Source organism: Micromonospora pattaloongensis, from assembly GCF_900107255.1.
GTDB lineage: Bacteria > Actinomycetota > Actinomycetes > Mycobacteriales > Micromonosporaceae > Micromonospora_I > Micromonospora_I pattaloongensis.
Map to the genome: position 1 here is coordinate 200,461 of NZ_FNPH01000002.1, position 16,117 is coordinate 216,577.

The following is a 16,117-nucleotide window of genomic DNA, read 5'->3' on the forward strand; positions in this document are numbered from 1 at the left end:
CTGACGGCCACTACCAGAAATACTCGACAGGTAGCGGGTCGGTACCAGTGGGAAGGGGTACCGACCCGGCACTGATGAAAGACTGGACAACGTGGTGACGAGCGGCACCGTATGGGAATGGCATGACGAGTCGGGCTGGGGAGTCATCCTCACCAGCGACGCCGGGCGGCTGCTGGGCGCACTTCAGTCATCTGGTTCACACCGGCTACCGGACGCTGGTACCGGGGCAGCGGATCTCGTTGGAGTGGGAACAGCCGGGTCAGGACGGATACCCGTACCGTGCGTTTTGGGTCCGGGCCGGCGGCGACGGGCGCGCCGACCCACGGGACCGTCCGGCCGGCGGTGCTTACGCGAGCAGGCTCCACATCGACGACCCGACCGAGACCTCAGAGGGCGTCTGATTCACGCGCATCCTGCCGATCTTGGTAGCAGGCTATGCGGGTAGGGTGCTCGCCATGATTGAGGACGCTGGATGCCGTTGACGAATCCGTGGCTGTCCGGACCCACGCCGGCGAAGCGGCTCGATCGTGAACGGCTTGAAGAGCGCCTTCTCAACCTACTGTCGTCGCAGAACATGTGTGTGCTCGCGACCACGGGTCCGGACGGGCCGCTGGCCACCCCGGTGCGGTACTACCCGCTCGGCTTCGCGGTGCTGTTCACCGCCGCGCCACGTTCGCCGAAGATGCGCAACATCGCCGCCGACCCGCGCGTGTCCGTCGGCATCTTCGCGCCGCTGGTCGGGCTGGCCAGCAGCCGCGGTGCCCAACTGTTCGGAACGGCCAGGGTGCTTGGCCCGGAGCACCCGGACCGTGCGCACTACTGGACGGCGTTCCGATGGGAGAACGAGCACGCCGAGCGGGGGCGACTGCTGTCCGAGCCGCCCGAGGACACACTCGTGGTCGTTGAAGCGGAGCGGATTGTCTATACCGAGCACTGGCTGCGACGTGAGGGGTTCGCGCCACGCCAGTTCTGGCGTCGCTGAACCGGACAGCCCTACCCGCCCGGCTCCACGCCCAGAGCCTGTGTCGAAGTCGGTCACAGCTACTCGTTGATCGCGCTGACCTGCAGGGTGGCCTGGTAGCGGACGGCAAGCTTGTCGAAGCGGGTCGCCACGGCCCGGTTGCGTGTGAGCCGGTTGGTGCCCGAGCGGCGGGGCACCTGCCACACCGACGAGCCAGGTGTGACAGGTGCCCGGCACGAGACTGCCCCTGCCCGGGGCCGCCGCCCCTGGGTCAGCCGCCCAGCATGGGCAACACCGCGACGGCGATCGCCCGGCTGGTATTTCTGGTGGCGTCTGCGACCGCCGGATCGAAGGCGTTGTCCGGGAGCCGGTTGGGCCAGACGACCTCCGCGTACGCATATCCATGGTCGTTGTTGTACGCCGTGCAGTAGAGGTCGTAGCTGACGATGTCACCGTCGCGGGGCAACGGTATATCCGGGTCGAAGTTGGGTGACCAGAAGGTGCAGTGCGACGCTGCGAGCTTCGGCACCAGCTGGGTGTTGGCCGAGCGCAGGGTGTTCTTCAGCCCGTCGGTGGTCAGGCCGGTCCGGGCCCGTGCCACCAGGGCGATCGGCGTCACGATGTTCATCGCGAAACCGAGTTGGTCCACGCTCGCCTGGTCGGTCAGCGCGGAGATCATGCTCTCGGTCGCCACCGCGCAGCCGGTGGCGTCCTGAGCAAACCGCTGCATGTTGTCCGGCGTCATCCGCTCGATGTCGAAGAACTCGATCACGGCATGGTTGGCGCAGGCCCGGGTCTGCGCCGTCGCGATCGTCTGGATCTGCGCCAGGATCTCGGTGCGGGCCGAGTTGACCGCGGTCAGGATCTGCCGGGTCGCCTCCTGGATCGCGGCCTGAGTGTTACTGGCGCTCGCCCACGAGCTGACCGCACTGATCGCTGCGGTGATCACCTGGGTCCAGTTGATCGCCGCGGACGCCGGTCGAGCGCCGGTGGGCACCACCACCACGATGGACAGCAGGGCGGCCAGCAGGACGCGCACCGGCCGACTCCGGGCTCTCCTCTTCCCTCGGGTCATTTCCTACTCCCTCTCGTCGGGGAGCCATCAGAGTCGGCTATCCGGGTGACGATGAGTGGCCGGTGCGGACGCGCCGCGTCACGGTACCGTGATGCCGCCGGTCGGATGCCCGCTGCCGACCGCCCCGGCCGGACAGCACCGGACAGCCAGCGGCCGACCCCAGCAGCGAGCGAGCGGAAGGTTTACGCCCGTGCCCGCCGACGATCCGGACGAGCTGCTCCGGCACTTCTGCGCTGATCTGCGTCTGCTGTGGACACAGGCGCAGGGACCGAGCCTGCGGGTGGTGAGCGCCCGGGTCGGTCTCGGCAAGAGCCAGGTGGGCGCGATCCTCAACGGCACGGTCCGCCGGCCACCCGACTGGGACGTGGTACGTCGCCTGGTGCAGTGCTTCCACGACCACGCGCGGGCGCACCACCGGCTGTCCCAGCTGTCCCTGCGTACCGGGGTCGAGGAGACCTGGCGACCCCGGTACGCGATGCTGGAGTACGCCTTCCAGCGCAGGCGTACCCCGCCGGGTGGCACCGGTTCCCGCCCGCCGACGGCGTCCCGCCGGTGGCCGGTGCCCCGGCAACTCCCCCCGGTCGCCCGACACCTGGTGGGCCGGGCGGCCGAACTGGCCACGCTCGACAGAGCCGCCGCGAGCTGCGGAAAGCCGGACGGGTCGGCCACCGTGGTCGTGATCGACGGTACCGCCGGTGTCGGCAAGACCACGGTCGCGCTCTGGTGGGCGCACCGGGCCGGCGGCCGGTTCCCCGACGGACAGCTCCACGTCGACCTGGGCGGCTTCGACCCGAACGGCACCCAGGTCTCCCCCGAGAACGCCCTGCGGGGATTCCTCATCGCGCTGGGCGCCGACCCCCACCGGCTGCCGGACGACCTGTCCACGCGCGTCGCGCTCTACCGCAGCCTGCTGGCCGATCGTCGAGTGCTGGTGGTGCTGGACAACGCCCGCGACCCGGGCCAGGTCCGCCCGCTGCTGCCCGGCGGCCCCTCCTGTATGGCTCTGGTGACCAGCCGCAACCAGTTGACCGGCCTGGTCGTGGGCGAGGGCGCGCTGCCGCTCAGGCTGGAGTTGCCGACCCCCACCGACGCGGCGGAGCTGTTCGCGTCCCGGCTCGGCACCGGCCGGGCAGCCGAGGAACCGGCGGCCGTGGCGGAGATCGTCGACCGCTGCGCCCGGCTACCCCTGGCCGTGGCCATCGCCGCCGCCAGCGCGGCCGCCCGCCCCGACGAACCACTCGCCGCGCTCGCCGCGCAGTTACGGACCGGCACCGCGGTGCTCGACACGTTGTCCACCGGTACCGACGGCGCCGACGTCCGTACCGCGTTCTCCTGGTCCTATCGACGACTGAGCCCGATCGCCGCGACCCTGTTCCGGACGCTGGGGCTGCACCCTGGTCCCGACGTCACGGTGGCCGCCGCCGCCAGCCTCGCGGGCGTACCCGTGCGGCAGGTCCGGCCGGCCCTGGCGGAACTGGCCCGCGCGCACCTCGTCTCGGCGCCCCATCGTGACCGGTACCGTACGCACGATCTGCTGCGCGCCTACGCGATGGAGCTGGCCCGGGCCACCGATCCCGGAGCGCGTCGACGGATGGCGCAGGGTCGGCTCCTCGACCATCTGCTCCACACCGCCTACGCCGCCAGCCGGATGCTGGACCCCCAGCGTCACACCATCGCCATTCCGCCGCCCGACGAAGGGGTGACCGTGGTCGCCTTCAGCGACGAGGCCGCCGCACTGGACTGGTATGCGGCCGAGGAAACCACCTTGGTCGCGGCGATCCACGGCGCCGCGCGCACCGGCTTTCACGCCCGTGCCTGGCAACTGACGTGGGCGTGTGAGCCGATGCTGTACCGCCAGGTGCCCCGCCAGCAGTGGGCCGCCCTGCAACGGGTGGCACTGGCCGCGGCGCGGCGGATCGGCGACCCGCTGGCCCAGGGCCACGCCCATCGCGGACTCGGCCGCGCCTACAGCAGCATCGACAACCGCAGAATCCGGGCCCACATCCACTTCAACCGGGCCCTGAGGAACTTCGCCACCGCCGACCGGCCCGTCGACGAGGGCTACGTACGGTTCCACCTCAGCCTGCTCTGCGAGCGAAACGGTGAGTACCGGGCCGCGTTGGAGCACACCCGGCGGGCGCTGGAACTCTTCGAGCGTGCCGGTCACCGTCCCGGGCAGGCCCGCGCGTACAACGGCCTGGGCTGGCAGCATGCGTTGCTCGGCGACTACGAGGTCGCGCTCGTCTCCTGCGCCCGCGCCCTCGACCTGATGCGGGCGGTCGGAGACCTGCTCGGGCAGGCCCAGGCCTGGGACAGTATCGGCTTCGCCCACCATGGGCTCCGGCAGTACGGGGAAGCGGTCACCGCCTACCGGCGCGCGCTGGCCCTCATCCGCCGGATCGGTGAGCGGAACAACGAGGCGGAGATGTTGGTCCATCTGGGCGACACCCACCAGGCGGCCGGCTCCCCGGAGGCGGCCGGGCGTGCGTGGCGGCAGGCGCTCACGATCCTCGACGAGCTTGGCGTCTCCGAAGCGGCCGCCGTCCGGGCACGGCTCGACGGAACACCGCTCGCGCGGCCGGCAGCGCCCCCCGGCTGACCCGGACGGCGCCGGCGGCTCCTGTTGTGTCGGTCCCGCCTGTTAGGCGGGGGATGCCCGCCCCGCGGCACCGCTGCCGGTCGTCGTAGCTCATGTATCGTCCCGTCCGACTGTTGATCACTTAGGGAGCCGGGCATGGGCAAGGCCATTACGGGGCCGTTCACCTCGGGGGTCGCCCGGGCAGTGTTAGCTGTGATGGTCGGGGGCGCGATGTTCGGCTGCTCGCCCCAGTCCGGCCGGCAGGCGGCGGCGCCCTCACCTTCTGCGTCGGTGCAGCCCTCCGCGAGCCCCTCCAGTGTGCGGGCTCGCCTCGAAATGCCGATGCGGCTCGGCAATCGCTCCCAGTTCTCCCATCGGCCGCTAGCGTTCGCCGTGGCTGACACCGTCGAGCAACTGGGTCGGTTAGTGGACGACCCGAGGGACCAAGCCGGAAAGTTCTACAACGGTCAGACCGACGCCGACTATGCGGTACTGGTCAGCGCGGCGGCCGGCACCGTGAGAGACGAGGAAGCAACGCTGAACGAGGTTTTCAGGTTGTTTCCGCGGGTGCGTGAGGTCCGATCGGTGGACCCTGGCCCCTTAGGCGGCGTGGCCGGCTGCGGTAACGGCCGCAACGACCAGTACTACGTCACGATGTGCGCCTGGGCCGATCGGGTCAGCGTCGGCACGGTCACCTTCCTGAGCCCGAAGAAGCGACTGGGTTCCCCTGACGATGAGTTCGTGGAGATCCGCAGCCTGGTGGAGTCTCACATCCCGGGCCTGCCCTCTGGCCAGTGATCCCACTCGCCCGAGCGTCGTAACTGCGGCGGCCGACCGGCGTCCCTTCTGGCTGGCCGACGAAGCCACCACCAGCCTCGATGTCATCAGCTCCGCCGCGTGACACCCTGACCGCCGCCCTAACTCAACGGCGTTGGGACTAGGACCGACCGAACTCGGCATAGCGTGGCCGACCATCGTCCAACGCGCGCAGCGCGGATGCCACGCGACGTGCCATCGAAGGACGCAGAAGTGGCACAGCCTCCTGATACGGAACGAAGCGAAGCCCAGTCAGCTCGTCGTCCGTCGGCTTGAGCGCTGCGGCTTGGTCCTCATCGAGGTGCCCGCCGTCAAAGATGAACATCACGCCATCGGGCCACACGCCGTGAGCGGGCACCCAGTCAACGACAAGTAGCCGACTGATCGGCAGATCAAGACCAACTTCTTCGCGCACTTCGCGCCGGCACGCAGCCAGTGGCGATTCGTCAGCATCGGCGACGCCGCCTGGGATGTCCAGGAATGGCTTGTAGCCCGGCACGACGAACAAGATTCGACCAGCCGTGTCGCGGATCAAAGCTCCGCCGGCTACACCCTTCCGAGGAAGGCGCTGAGCGATGCCCGGGTCGAACTCGCGTTCTGGTTCGCCTTCGGCGGAGAGGTCGTCAGCCAACGTCACGGCTTCACGGTACTGAGCCCTTTTCACCGTGGTTAGCGGTTCGCCTCGATGTCATGCAGGACGAGGATGGCCTGCACGATCACGGTGGCGCGGCGGGGACAGCAAGCAGTTTGGTCAGGATCTTCCAGCCCTTGAGGGTGGCCACGGCGCGTTCGCCGAGCGCGCGCAGCGTGGCGTGCGAACGGTTGCCCGCCTTCTGCCTGTGGGGCAGTCACGGCCGTGGATGGGCGACGGGCCACGTCAATCGGCGGGAGGGGCCACCCAAGGCGTTCGAGATCGTCGAGTCAAGGTGGGGACGCCGGCGTTATCAGACGTACGTCGACCATTTAGCCGTCATGTCTCCACGTCTAAAGGTTTCCAGGCGGTACGCCCACTGGTCACGGACAGCAGGGTTACTTCGCAGAATCGGGACAACGCTGGTCACCAGTTTGAGCTCGCGGACCTGGCGCAGGGTCTCAAACCCGCTCCACTTCGTAACGTCAACTCCATAGTGAGTGACCAGCTCACCGTGCGTGTCCCGGGCGTAGTCGAACCGCAGCTTGCCAACCGCAACCGGCACCAAGTCCCACTCTCGTGGCCCCGTGCTCGTCGAGTCGAAGTCGCAGATCACCGCGCCGCCTGGCCCTCCGATCACGTTCCCGAGGAATGGGTCGCCGTGGATCGGCCCGGACGGCAGGAAGTAACGAAGTTTTCCCAGCTTCTCCTCGATGCCGTCGCACCGGTCGCGGAGGAAGACAAGATCCGACGGAGCGATTCCGTCGGGCTCAGCCAGCCTTTGCCGAATCTCCTCCAACGGGTTCCAGCGCGGTAGCTGGAACGATGGGGGCGGCAGTGCGTGGAAACGCTTCAGGATTAGGGCTAGGGCGCGACCGCTCGGTTTTGGGCCAGTCTCCGGAACGGCCTGCCACACCGTCGCGAGATGCCCGTCAATGTCGAGTGGCTGCGGGACGCCCGGCAGCAGGCGCACCGACGGCACATCATGTTCCGCGAGCCAACGGGCGACCTGGACGATCTTGGGGACGCGCTGACGCATAGTTGCCGATCCGGCGATACGAACCACGATCGAAGCGTGGGCAACCCGGAAGACGGCGTTATTGGTGAACTTGATCAGCTGGGCATCTCGCGTGTCGAGGCCGAGTCGCCTGCCGATCTCGGCGAGGACGGCGTCCAGGTTGGCACGGGTGAGCCGCGCTTGAGGTTGCCCGTCGCGGTACGGAGTCATTCCGCCTGCAGCGTATCAATTCTTTCGGCAAGCTCGCGCGCCTCGGAGCGCTCAAGGTGGCTGTCGGTCTCACGTCGCAGTGGCGCTAGCCGATCGATCGTCCGCACGGACCGCAGCTGCATAGCGAGAGCCACTGCCTGATTACCAAGCGCGATTCCCGTGTCACAATCGTCGAGGCGCAGGTGGGTAGTCGCGAGAGCGGTCAGCTCGAATGCGCGACTGCGGGATTGATCGTCGCAGCGCATGTCGAGGGCGCGGTGCAAGTGCTCGACTGCCGCGCTGAGGTAGGCCGTTGTACGCGCGGGGAGCGAGGCGTAGACGATGCCCGTCATCGCGTGCAGATCCGCCAGGCCGAAGAAGCAGACCCATGCGGGTGCCGCAAGCAGATCAGCCCGGGTGAACTCGTCCTGCGCCCGGTCGATGCTCTTGAGTGCCTGGGAAGTGTCCCCTAAGAGCGCATAGGCCCATGCTTCGTTCGCACACAGGAGCGCCACCGTCAGCTCGCTGCCCGCGTCCTGCGCGGCGAGCTGGCCGAGCTGGAAGAACTTGAGGGCGTCCCGGAAATAGCCCTGGTGCAGGTGCAGCCGGCCGATCCGGTACAGCACGTTGGCGACCAGGGATGGGTTGTTCGTGTGCCTGGCCTGCTCCAAGGCACGGGCGAAGTGGCAACGCGCGGATGAGTACAGCCCGACGTCGAACGAGGTCCAGCCGGCAAGGTTGTGTAAATCTGCGAGCGCGATGTGCAGGCGGTGGCGGACCTCGTCGGCGTAATCCGCGGCCAGAAGCTGCTGCGCCCAGCGAACCTGCGCGACTATCGCCTCGCGGCACGCCCCACCGCCGTACTGGTAGTCCAACGCGCGCATCGCTGCGGTGATGCTCTCGATGTTGACCACATCCGGCAGGCCGACGCGGGTGAAGACCGGCGTACGTGCCGCCTCCACCGGCTGCCACCACTTCGCGATCTCCTGCACGCCAGCCCCCATCGTGACGTTGGCCGCGTGCGACAGGAGCTGACGCACCTCCTCGCGCTCGTCCGGCAACACGGAGCATGAGGCAACTGCCAGATCGAGTGCCCGCTCGGTGGATTCGTCGTATGCGAGGCCGAGATAGCCACGCGGTACTCCAAGACCATCCGCGATGCGCAGCAGCAGCTCGTATGCCATTACCTGTCGGCCGTTCAGGATTTCGTAGACCTCGGACGGCGACTGGCCGGTGAGAGCGGCGATCCGCCGCTGCGAAACGCCAGCGGACTGCAGCCTGCGGTACACCGTGGCAAGGTCACGTCGCGCCAGGGCTAATCGCATCTCCCGATGCTCCCAAACCACGGCGGTGATGGCTTGATCCGATGCACGGTCAAGATTCATAGATGCTCCGTAATCAGACAACGGGCCGTAGCCGGAGATTAGCGCTTCAATCGAACGCCTTGAAGACACGCAGAGCCAAGATGACTAGTGCGGCTAGGCACGTTGGCTAGTCGTAGATGCGACCGGCGATCCTCACCAGCCATGGCTCTTACCCAAGGACATGGCGCAATCGCACGATGTCAATGTCGTTGGGAGGCATCATGTGGTCGCTCTTATCCGTGTTCCTCGCGTTCGTGGTGGGCGCGGTCGCCGGGTTCGTCCTCGGTAAGCGCGCGAGCATGTGGTGCCCCGGCTGTGGCGGCCCGTCCTCGGCTGCCACGACGCCGAGACCCGGCTCGGGGCGGGCAACCCGATGACGCATGCAACGGAGAACTCCACGCGTCATCCTGACGGCAGCGCCAACCACTCACGACTCCAGTCGCTGCTGGACGGGCGGCTCGCGGTCGGTCACGAGTTCTTCCTGATCGCCCTGAACGACCGGACCGGCAAGCTGCGCCTCAACCCCGACGCCTTCGGTCTCGGCCTCGCCGGCGCTCTGGTCGGCGAGCTGGTCCTGTCACACCACCTCACCGTCAACGGCGACGCGCTGGCGCCGCTCACCCACGAGCTGCCACCCGACACCTGGCTGGCGGCGAAGTTCGCCCGACTGATCGCCGAGCCACACGTGACCGAGCTGCGCACCTGGCTGCGATTCTTCGCCACCACCGCCGAGTCGGAGATCGCCGGCCAGCTCCAGCGGCACGGCTGGGTCGACATCCACACCCGCAAGACGAACCGGTCGCTCGGCCTGCGCACCTCAACGGCCTACCTGCCCCGCAACACCAACCGGATCGCGTGGCGGTCCGGGCGGCTGGCCGTACTCCTGACCGGTCTTGACCCGCATCTGCGCGCCGGGCATCCGGTCCCCTGGCCGGAGGTGCTGCTGGCCGGCCTGCTCGACGCGGTCGGGCTGCTGGACCTCGTGCTGTGGCACACCCCGCGCCCGAGCTGCCGGCCCGCCCTGACCTGGTGTCTGCGCCAGCATCCGGCCCTCTATGCCCTGGTGACCGAGGTCGGAAGCGTGCACGCTGGTCTCGTCTGTTCCCGACTCACCTAATTGGAGTGTCCATGAACGACATGATGCTCACCGGCCCGCCGGCCACCGTCACCGCGACGCTGGCCGCCAACCGGCTCGGCCTCGGCGGCGTGCTCTCGGCGGCCGGCGCCGCGATCGCCCCCGCGGTGGTGGTCGCCGGGGTGATCTCCACCGGGTACGCGGTCACCGGCGTCACCAGCTTCCCCGTCGCCCTGCTGGCGGTGGCGCTGGTGCTCGGGCTGTTCTGCCCCGGCTACATCGCCATGTCGAAGCGGATTCGCAACGCCGGCGCGTTCTACACCTACATCGCCCGGGGGCTGGGCCGGCCGGTGGGCGTGGCCGCCGCGTTCGTCGCGCTGCCGGCGTACGCGACGATGGCGGTCGCCACCTACGGCGCGATCGGACCGGTCGGCTCGGCGATCATCGCCGACACCGTCGGCGTGACCGTGCCGTGGGGGTTGGTGGCGGTGGGCGTCTGGCTGCTGGTGACGGTGCTCGGCGCGCTGCGGATCTCGATCAGCGCCCGCGTGCTGGCGGTCGCGCTGGCCTGCGAGGTCGTCGTCGTGCTCGTCGCCGATCTGGTGAACCTCGCCCACCCGCACGCCGGCCGGGTCAGCCTCGACGCCTGGGACCCGACCACGCTGGCCGGGCACTGGGGAATCGCGCTGGCGATCGCCGGCACCTCGTTCATCGGCTTCGAGGCCGCCGCGGTGTTCAGCGAGGAGTCCCGCGGTGCCCGTACCGTCGCCCTCGCCACCACCCTCGCGCTCACCCTGGCGTTCGGCCTGTATGCGCTCTCCGGGTGGGCGATGGCCGTCACCGTCGGCTCCGCGAACCTGCAGGCGGCCGCCGGCCGGCACGGCCCGGACCTGCCGTTCGTCACCGCCGCAGGGCACCTCGGCTCCGATTTGATCGTCGACCTCGGCCGGGTGCTCTTCGTCAGCTCGCTGTTCGCCGCCGCGCTGGCCTACCACAACACGGTCACCCGCTACGCGTTCGCGCTCGGCCGCGAAGGCGTGCTGCCCGCGCCGCTGGCCCGCCTCCGCCCGACCAGCGGCGCCCCGGTCACCGCCTCGCTGACCATCAGCGCCGTCGCGGGCACGGTCATCATCGGGTACGCCGCCGCCGACGCCGACCCGCTCGTGCAGCTCTTCTTCTGGGGCGGCACCATCGGCGCGCTCGGCGTACTCCTGCTCATCGCCACCACCTCGGCGTCGGTGCTCGGCTTCTTCCGCCGCGATCCCGACGGCACCGGCCGGTTCACCCGGGTGGTCGCCCCGGCCCTGGCGGCGCTGCTGCTGGTCGGCGTCATCGCGCTGATCGTCGACAACCTGGCCGGCCTGCTCGGCGTCGCCCCCGGCTCGCCGCTGAGCTGGGCCGTGCCCGCCGCCTACGCCGGGCTCGCCGCGCTCGGCCTGGGCTGGGCGTACGTCCTGCGCCGCACCCGACCGGAGACCTACCACGCCATCGGGCTGAACCTGCCCACCGAACAGTGAGGAGTAGCCGATGAACCCGCCCCCCGTCCTGACCGTCCGCGACGCGATCGGAAGCGACGCCCCGATCGTCGCCGCACTGATCGGCAACGCGTTCCATCCGCTCGACGTCTGCCAGTGGCTCGTCCCCGACCCGGACGAGCGCGCCGCGATCCTGCCGCACAACTTTCGGATCTTCGTCGACCACGCCCTGACCCACGGCACCGTGCAGACCACCGCCGACCTGGCCGGCGCCGCCGTGTGGCTGCCCGTTCCCCACCCCGACATCACCGACTACGACGACAAGGTCACCGCCACTTGCCACCAGTGGGCCGACCGGTTCCGCCACCTCGACGACGCCATGGACAGGGCGCACCCCGTCGACCGCGACCACCACTACCTGGCGTTCCTCGCCGTCCGTCCCGACCGGCAAGGCCACGGCTACGGCACCGCCCTGCTCCGCCACCACCTGAGCGAACTCGACCGGGAGGGCACGCCCGCCTACCTGGTCGCCAGCAACTCGCGCAGCCGCCGCCTCTACGCCCGGCACGGCTTCATCGACAGCGCTCCCGTCCTCGACCTGCCCTACCAGGGCGAACCCATGTATCCGATGTGGCGCGACCCGAACACCGCGCCGATCGCATGAGCCGGGGGCGTCGGGTGCCTCTCCCCCGTGCTCACACCCGACGCCCCCTCCAACCGGCGGGCGGAGCCGCTGTTACTTTCCGGCGCCGAGGATGGTCCCGCTCTGGCTACAGTGGCCCGATGCGTGAGACGCCCGAAGAACTCTTTGAGCTCCAGGCCCTGCTCGACGCCTCCCTGTCCCGCTCCACCGCGCACCTTCGCTCGATCGTCGCCGAGCGCACCCTGAGCGCGGTGCAGCTCACGTCGATCCTGACCGGGATGTGCACGCTCGCCCTGTCCACCGTGACCGCGAAGGGCGAGCCGCGGATCAGCGGGGCGGACGGGCACTTCCTGCACGGCACATGGCACTTCGGCACGGCCCGCAGCGCCGCCAAAGCGCGCCACCTCGCGACCCGGCCCGCAGCCAGCGTCGCGCACATGCGCGGCGAGGACCTGGGCGTGTTCACGCACGGCACGGTGGAGATCCTCAACCCCGAGGATGGCGAATCGGCCTCGGACTGGCCGGACCTGCTCACGTACTTCAAAGACTTCTACGGCGGCGACGCCTTCGACTGGGACAACGGCGTGGTCTTCTACCGGCTGCACCCGCACTGGATGACCGTCTACGCCCCCGACTACGCGAAGCTGACCGCCACCTGACCGCAGGCCCCTGACCCCGGTTTGGTGCGGACGGGCGCGGGTACGCGCGCCACACGCATTCGCCGCCAGAAGGGAAGGTACGTCGATGGCTGGCCGGGAAGAACTTCATGACCTGCGCCGACGCGCCCACGAAGCGCGGATCGAGGGCGCCTCGCGGATGGACGAGCGCCAGCTTCGCCAGGCGCTGCAAGAGGTCGGCCGGGGGGTGCAGCCGATGACGGCCAAGCGGGAGGCCAAGGGTCAGCAGTGAACCGACAGTGTCACGTCCGTCCGCCCTCCCCACCGTTGCGCCCCTAGCATCCCGGTATGGGGGCATGGGGAAAACGGGACGACATGATCGTCCACTCGGCCGACCCGTACAACGCCGAGCCGCCGCGTGCCGCGCTGGACGGGCATCCGGTCACCCCGCTGGACACCTTCTACAGCCGCAACCACGGCCCGATCCCGCGCCTCGACCCGGACGCGTGGCGGCTGGAGGTCGACGGCCTGGTCGAGCGCCCGCTGACGCTCTCCCTGGACGAGCTGCGCACCCGCTTCGACAGTCGCACGGTGGTCGCCACCCTGGCGTGCGCGGGTAACCGGCGGGAGGAGCTGGGCCGGGTCCGGCCGTTGCCCGGTCAGGAGCCGTGGGGGCCGGGGGCCGTCTCCACCGCCCGCTGGACCGGCGTCGCCCTGGCCGACGTCCTGGCGGCGGCCGGACTGCGGCCCGAGGCCCGGCACGTCGCGTTCACCGCTCCCGACGTGGCGCCGAAGGCGCAGCCGCCGCAGCCGTTCGGCGGCTCCATCCCGGTCGCGAAGGCGATGGCGAGCGAGGTGCTGCTGGCCTGGGCGATGAACGCCGCGCCGCTGCCGGTCGTGCACGGCGCGCCGGTGCGGGTGGTGGTGCCGCGGTACATCGGCGCCCGCAGCGTCAAATGGCTCCAGCGCGTCACCGCCCGGGAACACCCCTCCGACAACTACTTCCAGGCCACGAACTATCGGCTGCTTCCCGCCGGGGACGACGCGGGACCCGGCCGCGGTCTGCCGCTGGGGGTGGTCGCGGTGAACGCCGCGATCCTGCGACCGGGCGACGGCGAGCCGGTGCCGGCGGGCCCGACCCGGATCAGTGGGTACGCGTTCGCGGGCGAGGATCGCGATGTCGCGCGGGTCGAGGTCTCGGTCGACGGCGGCCGGCACTGGCAGCAGGCGGAGCTGGACGCCGGTGCCGGGCCGTGGGCGTGGCGGCTCTGGCGCGCGACCGTGGACGTTCCGGCGGGACCGGTCGAGATCGTCGCGCGCGCCTGGGACACCAGCGCCAGCACGCAGCCGGAGAGCGCCGGACACGTGTGGAACCCGCAGGGGTACGTCAACAACTCCTGGCCGAGGGTGCACGTCACCGGCCGTCCGGGCTGATCTTTCGATGTCCTCCATTGACACACGTTATTAACAGTTGCGAAGCTGTGAGAGCGCTCTCTCGTATCGTCTCCGTACCAGAAGGAGCCCCCTTGAGCCTCCGAAGAAAGCTGCTGGCTGCCGCCTCCGCGCTGGTCGCCGCGGCCTCCGTGACCGTCGCGGCCGCCCCCGCCCGGGCCGTCGGCCCGGCGCTGCTGCCGGTCACGGTCACCAACAACACCGGCCGCGGCGAGGCCGTCCACCTGTACGTCATCGGCGTTCAGCTCTCCAGCGGCCGCCTCGGCTACGTCAACCAGGGCGGCACGTTCATCCCGTGGTCCGGCGGCCAGAACCCGCCGTCGCCCGCGCCGGACGCGTCGATCCCCGGCCCCGGCAACGGCGGCACCGCCACGATCCAGTTCCCGCGCGGCTTCTCCGGCCGGGTCTACTTCTCGTTCGGCGAGAAGCTCAAGTTCTTCCTCACCCCGAACGGCCTGGTGCAGCCCGCGCCGTGGGCCGGCGGCGACCCGAACCGCGACATCCTCTTCGACTGGAGCGAGTTCACCTACAACGACGCGGGCCTGTGGCTGAACAGCTCGCAGGTCGACATGTTCGCGGTGCCGCACGCGGTCACGGTGACCGGCGCGAACGGCGTCACCAAGCGGACCGGCGACGTCGTCAACAACGGCCGCAACGCCATCATCGACGGCATCCGGTCGCAGTCCGGCTGGGCGAACACCGTCTACACCCGCGCCGACGGCACGGTGCTGCGGGCGCTGGCGCCGGGCAAGGCGGCCGGCGTGGGGGCCTTCAGCTCCACCTACCTGGACTCCTACATCGCCTCGGCGTGGAACGCGTACACCACCAAGACGCTGACCGTGGTGCCGTTCGGCGACCAGCCAAACGTCCGCTACTTCGGCCGTACCTCCGGCAACGTCATGACGTTCACCAACAGCGCCGGCCAGGTGGTCGCCTCGTTCAACCGGCCCTCGTCGGCGAGCGTCTGGGGCTGCGACGGCGACCTGCCCGCGCCGAACGACCAGGTGGTCGGCCCGATCTCGCGTACGCTCTGCGCGGCGCTGAACCGCGGCACGCTCGGCACCGTCGACACCCAGCCCAGCACGAACGCCGCCGAGTTCTACCGCAACAACCCGACCAACCACTACGCCCGGGTCATCCACGCCAACATGGTCGACGGCAAGGCGTACGCCTTCGCCTTCGACGACGTCGGCGCCTTCGAGTCCCTGGTCCACGACGGCGACCCCCGCTCGGCCGGCCTGATCCTCAGCCCGTTCGGTGCGGGCGGCGGCAATCCGGGCAACCCCGGCAACCCCGGTGGCGCGGTGTCGCTGCTGAGTAACTGGAACAACAAGTGCATCGACGTGCCGAGCTCGAACTTCGTCGACCGCGCGCGGCTGCAGATGTGGACCTGCAACGGCAGCAACGCGCAGAAGTGGACGTTCACCGGCAACGCGATCCAGAGCCAGAACAACAAGTGCATCGACATCGACGGCGGGGCCACCGGCAACGGCGCGGTCGTGCAGCTCTACACCTGCAACGGCAGCGGGGCGCAACAGTTCACGCTGAACGCGGCCGGCGACCTGGTCAACCTGCAGGCCAACCGGTGCGTCGACATCAAGGACTGGAACGGCAACGACGGGGCGCAGCTGCACCTCTGGGACTGCGGCGGCAGCGCGAACCAGAAGTGGCGCAAGGGCTGATCGCATTGACGCGGCGGGTCCGTGCAGGTCACGGGCCCGCCGCGCCTCAGCGGTCACGATGATCATCACGGCTAGGCTGGATGTCGTGACCAGCACCGAAGACCGCCCGCCGGAGCCGGACGTACGCATCGGCACGCCCGAACGCCGCGCCGCCCAGACCGCACTCGAGGAACACCTCAGCGCGAAGCGGCTGGACGTCGCCGAGTTCGAGCGGCGCTTCGAGGCGTCCGAGCGGGCGAGCACGCAGGCGGAGCTGCTGCGGATCTTCGCCGATCTTCCGGCGCCGCATCCCGAGATGCCGTCCGCCACCGCTGCCCCGGATGCCGAAGACGAGAACATCCCGATCCCCCCACTGGCCACGGCCGGCTGCCTGACGCTGGGGCTGGGGCTGCCGGTCGCCGTCGTGCTCGGGTACGTCTACGACGCGTGGTGGGGGCTCATCGTGCCGGTCGCTGTCACCGTGGCGATGGCCTACATCGAACACCTGCGTACGCCCGGAGCCGGGGTCGCCAAAAGGGACGACGACGACTGACCCCCACAG

The 16,117-nt window shown here is 69.8% G+C and carries 15 protein-coding genes and 1 pseudogene; 11 read left to right on the plus strand and 5 right to left on the minus strand.

What is annotated here, in order from left to right:
- The first annotated feature begins 472 nt into the window (after positions 1 to 472).
- Complete coding sequence (locus tag BLW47_RS06915; RefSeq protein WP_091553051.1) at positions 473 to 982, plus strand: pyridoxamine 5'-phosphate oxidase family protein; 510 nt, start codon at positions 473 to 475, stop codon at positions 980 to 982.
- Positions 983 to 1,232: 250 nt separating this feature from the next.
- On the opposite strand, the gene BLW47_RS06920 is transcribed toward BLW47_RS06915, so the two are convergent.
- Positions 1,233 to 2,000: a hypothetical protein gene (locus tag BLW47_RS06920; RefSeq protein ID WP_091553054.1), complete on the minus strand. Its 768-nt coding sequence runs from the start codon at positions 1,998 to 2,000 to the stop codon at positions 1,233 to 1,235.
- 226 nt (positions 2,001 to 2,226) lie between these two features.
- Between BLW47_RS06920 and BLW47_RS06925 the strand changes: the two genes are divergently transcribed.
- Both BLW47_RS06925 and BLW47_RS06930 read left to right on the plus strand, forming a co-directional pair.
- On the plus strand, positions 2,227 to 4,635 hold the full coding sequence (locus tag BLW47_RS06925; protein ID WP_091553057.1) for an ATP-binding protein: 2,409 nt from the start codon (positions 2,227 to 2,229) through the stop codon (positions 4,633 to 4,635).
- 135 nt (positions 4,636 to 4,770) lie between these two features.
- Positions 4,771 to 5,412, plus strand: coding sequence for a hypothetical protein (locus BLW47_RS06930; RefSeq protein WP_091553059.1), 642 nt, complete (start codon positions 4,771 to 4,773; stop codon positions 5,410 to 5,412).
- A gap of 139 nt (positions 5,413 to 5,551) precedes the next feature.
- Here the strand turns inward: BLW47_RS06930 and BLW47_RS06935 are convergent, their stop codons facing one another.
- The 4 genes and pseudogenes from BLW47_RS06935 to BLW47_RS06950 form a co-directional block, all read right to left on the minus strand.
- Positions 5,552 to 6,067 (minus strand): NUDIX domain-containing protein, encoded by a 516-nt coding sequence (locus tag BLW47_RS06935; protein WP_091553061.1) that lies wholly within the window; start codon positions 6,065 to 6,067, stop codon positions 5,552 to 5,554.
- A gap of 32 nt (positions 6,068 to 6,099) precedes the next feature.
- Positions 6,100 to 6,278 (minus strand): annotated as a pseudogene (locus BLW47_RS06940) (transposase family protein); the annotation flags it as partial.
- 96 nt (positions 6,279 to 6,374) lie between these two features.
- Positions 6,375 to 7,289: a phosphotransferase enzyme family protein gene (locus BLW47_RS06945; RefSeq protein WP_091553064.1), complete on the minus strand. Its 915-nt coding sequence runs from the start codon at positions 7,287 to 7,289 to the stop codon at positions 6,375 to 6,377.
- Complete coding sequence (locus BLW47_RS06950) at positions 7,286 to 8,653, minus strand: helix-turn-helix domain-containing protein (protein WP_091553066.1); 1,368 nt, start codon at positions 8,651 to 8,653, stop codon at positions 7,286 to 7,288. Before BLW47_RS06950 ends, BLW47_RS06945 begins: the two co-directional genes overlap by 4 nt.
- Before the next feature lie 283 nt (positions 8,654 to 8,936).
- Between BLW47_RS06950 and BLW47_RS06955 the strand changes: the two genes are divergently transcribed.
- The 8 genes from BLW47_RS06955 (at position 8,937) to BLW47_RS06985 (ending at position 16,108) form a co-directional block, all read left to right on the plus strand.
- Positions 8,937 to 9,749, plus strand: coding sequence for a GOLPH3/VPS74 family protein (locus BLW47_RS06955; RefSeq protein ID WP_139307181.1), 813 nt, complete (start codon positions 8,937 to 8,939; stop codon positions 9,747 to 9,749).
- 11 nt (positions 9,750 to 9,760) lie between these two features.
- Complete coding sequence (locus BLW47_RS06960; protein ID WP_245736486.1) at positions 9,761 to 11,224, plus strand: APC family permease; 1,464 nt, start codon at positions 9,761 to 9,763, stop codon at positions 11,222 to 11,224.
- 10 nt (positions 11,225 to 11,234) lie between these two features.
- On the plus strand, positions 11,235 to 11,846 hold the full coding sequence (locus BLW47_RS06965; protein ID WP_091553070.1) for a GNAT family N-acetyltransferase: 612 nt from the start codon (positions 11,235 to 11,237) through the stop codon (positions 11,844 to 11,846).
- 119 nt (positions 11,847 to 11,965) lie between these two features.
- Entirely contained in the window at positions 11,966 to 12,484 is a 519-nt protein-coding gene (locus BLW47_RS06970; RefSeq protein ID WP_091553074.1) for a pyridoxamine 5'-phosphate oxidase family protein, read from the plus strand.
- Between the two features lie 85 nt (positions 12,485 to 12,569).
- On the plus strand, positions 12,570 to 12,734 hold the full coding sequence (locus tag BLW47_RS25055; protein WP_175543533.1) for a hypothetical protein: 165 nt from the start codon (positions 12,570 to 12,572) through the stop codon (positions 12,732 to 12,734).
- Positions 12,735 to 12,790: 56 nt separating this feature from the next.
- On the plus strand, positions 12,791 to 13,876 hold the full coding sequence (locus BLW47_RS06975) for a sulfite oxidase (RefSeq protein ID WP_175543534.1): 1,086 nt from the start codon (positions 12,791 to 12,793) through the stop codon (positions 13,874 to 13,876).
- Positions 13,877 to 13,968: 92 nt separating this feature from the next.
- Positions 13,969 to 15,576: a glycoside hydrolase family 64 protein gene (locus BLW47_RS06980; protein WP_091553080.1), complete on the plus strand. Its 1,608-nt coding sequence runs from the start codon at positions 13,969 to 13,971 to the stop codon at positions 15,574 to 15,576.
- Between the two features lie 85 nt (positions 15,577 to 15,661).
- Positions 15,662 to 16,108: a DUF1707 SHOCT-like domain-containing protein gene (locus tag BLW47_RS06985; protein ID WP_175543535.1), complete on the plus strand. Its 447-nt coding sequence runs from the start codon at positions 15,662 to 15,664 to the stop codon at positions 16,106 to 16,108.
- Positions 16,109 to 16,117: the final 9 nt, after the last annotated feature.

Excerpts from the sequence above, each read along its gene's own strand:
- BLW47_RS06915 (WP_091553051.1), top strand. The coding sequence starts at position 473 with ATGCCGTTGACGAATCCGTGGCTGTCCGGACCCACGCCGGCGAAGCGG.
- BLW47_RS06930 (WP_091553059.1), top strand. The coding sequence starts at position 4,771 with ATGGGCAAGGCCATTACGGGGCCGTTCACCTCGGGGGTCGCCCGGGCA.
- BLW47_RS06945 (WP_091553064.1), bottom strand. The coding sequence starts at position 7,289 with ATGACTCCGTACCGCGACGGGCAACCTCAAGCGCGGCTCACCCGTGCC.
- BLW47_RS06950 (WP_091553066.1), bottom strand. The coding sequence starts at position 8,653 with ATGAATCTTGACCGTGCATCGGATCAAGCCATCACCGCCGTGGTTTGG.
- BLW47_RS06960 (WP_245736486.1), top strand. The coding sequence starts at position 9,761 with ATGAACGACATGATGCTCACCGGCCCGCCGGCCACCGTCACCGCGACG.
- BLW47_RS06965 (WP_091553070.1), top strand. The coding sequence starts at position 11,235 with ATGAACCCGCCCCCCGTCCTGACCGTCCGCGACGCGATCGGAAGCGAC.
- BLW47_RS06970 (WP_091553074.1), top strand. The coding sequence starts at position 11,966 with ATGCGTGAGACGCCCGAAGAACTCTTTGAGCTCCAGGCCCTGCTCGAC.
- BLW47_RS25055 (WP_175543533.1), top strand. The coding sequence starts at position 12,570 with ATGGCTGGCCGGGAAGAACTTCATGACCTGCGCCGACGCGCCCACGAA.
- BLW47_RS06975 (WP_175543534.1), top strand. The coding sequence starts at position 12,791 with ATGGGGGCATGGGGAAAACGGGACGACATGATCGTCCACTCGGCCGAC.